The 1,286-nt window shown below is 48.9% G+C and carries 2 protein-coding genes; one reads left to right on the forward strand and one right to left on the reverse strand.

All coding sequences use genetic code 11. The annotated features are described in order from the left end of the window. On the forward strand, positions 1-309 hold a 309-nt coding region (locus ABLU50_RS16165; RefSeq protein ID WP_049163996.1), incomplete at its 5' end, for an IS5/IS1182 family transposase. 164 nt (positions 310-473) lie between these two features. Here ABLU50_RS16165 and ABLU50_RS16170 read toward each other — a convergent pair. After that, positions 474-1,136: a GntR family transcriptional regulator gene (locus ABLU50_RS16170; protein WP_049125159.1), complete on the reverse strand. Its 663-nt coding sequence runs from the start codon at positions 1,134-1,136 to the stop codon at positions 474-476. Positions 1,137-1,286 lie beyond the last annotated feature (150 nt).

The following is a 1,286-nucleotide window of genomic DNA, read 5'->3' on the forward strand; positions in this document are numbered from 1 at the left end:
GGTTACCGAGGCGCCGAAAAGCGGGACGAGTTGAAAGATGTGTGTGCAGACTGGCACATCGCAGAACAACCCGGGAAGCTGAAGTCCCTGAAAAAGCACCCTCGTATCAATAAGGTCAAAATCCGCACCGAGTATCTGAAGGCCAGCCTCCGCGCCAAAGTCGAGCATCCGTTCCGGATCATCAAGTGCCAGTTCGGCTTTGTGAAAGCCCGCTACCGTGGTCTGAAGAAAAATGACGGCAAACTGGCGATGCTGCTTGCTCTGTCAAACCTCGTGCGCGTGGATCAGATGTTGCGAGCACGGGGTTAATCCGTCTGAACTGCCTGAAAAGGCAGCTTTCCGACGGAAACGAAGGATAGTAACGCCTAAATTGGGCCCCCGTTGCGACGATTGCGGGTTGCAATGGAAATGAGGACTTAATCACTGGTTCCCTAGCACTAGCTTTCAGAGCGGGAAAGCACTCACTTCAAGCATCACAGGCCAAGAGCAATTTTAAGATCAATGTCTGGAGGCGCAGACATATTGAACTTGTAACCTTTAATTACAAGATTGTAGTGAGAAGCAAGTAAGTCCTTAGCCGAATCAGCATCACGCCGATCGATACAGTCCACGAGTCTAGCGTGCTCATCGCGTAGTTGGCAGTAATCGAAGCCTGAACGATATAGGGCATTTATCAATGCTTCCTGACGACGAAGTTGTGAGTGGATTTTGTTAAGCATTTCATTCTTCATGAATGAAATAAGAAGAGTGTGAAAACCCCTGCCCAGTTCGTCGCCGAGATCATCATCGTTGTTTTCATGCGCAATTCGCTCTTTGACTGTGTGGGCGCGCAATAGATCCAGTTCCTCTCGGGTGATGGTTTTCGTCAACTGATCAATCACCCCACTCTCTAACACCAACAACATTTGATAGAGCTGATAAGCATCGTCGAAGCTCGGGCATGTTACTGATGAAGACCGCTTTGGTGAGATTTCCACCAGGTGCTCTTGTGATAACCGGATCAATGCTTGGCGAACAACAGTCCTGCTCACTTCAAACAAATCCGCTATTTCACGCTCATTGAGCTTTGTACCTGGGGGCAAGCGCCGGTGGTATATCGCATCAGATACTGCTGTAACAATTTTCTGGGTAAGCATGACGCCAACTGCCTATATTTTTTGGTGAGAAAAATTCTATCACATCCCTCCATCCCTTTCCACAAGCCCCATTCTGCACAGCTTTTGTGCGCTGCGACGGCTTTGTTGAATAAATCAGATTTCGGGTAAGTCTCCCCCGTAGCGGGTTGT

This window comes from Klebsiella sp. GG_Kp173, from assembly GCF_040062415.1.
GTDB classification, from domain to species: domain Bacteria; phylum Pseudomonadota; class Gammaproteobacteria; order Enterobacterales; family Enterobacteriaceae; genus Klebsiella; species Klebsiella quasipneumoniae.

Coding starts and splice junctions, on each gene's coding strand:
- ABLU50_RS16170 (WP_049125159.1), bottom strand. CDS start 1,136: ATGCTTACCCAGAAAATTGTTACAGCAGTATCTGATGCGATATACCAC.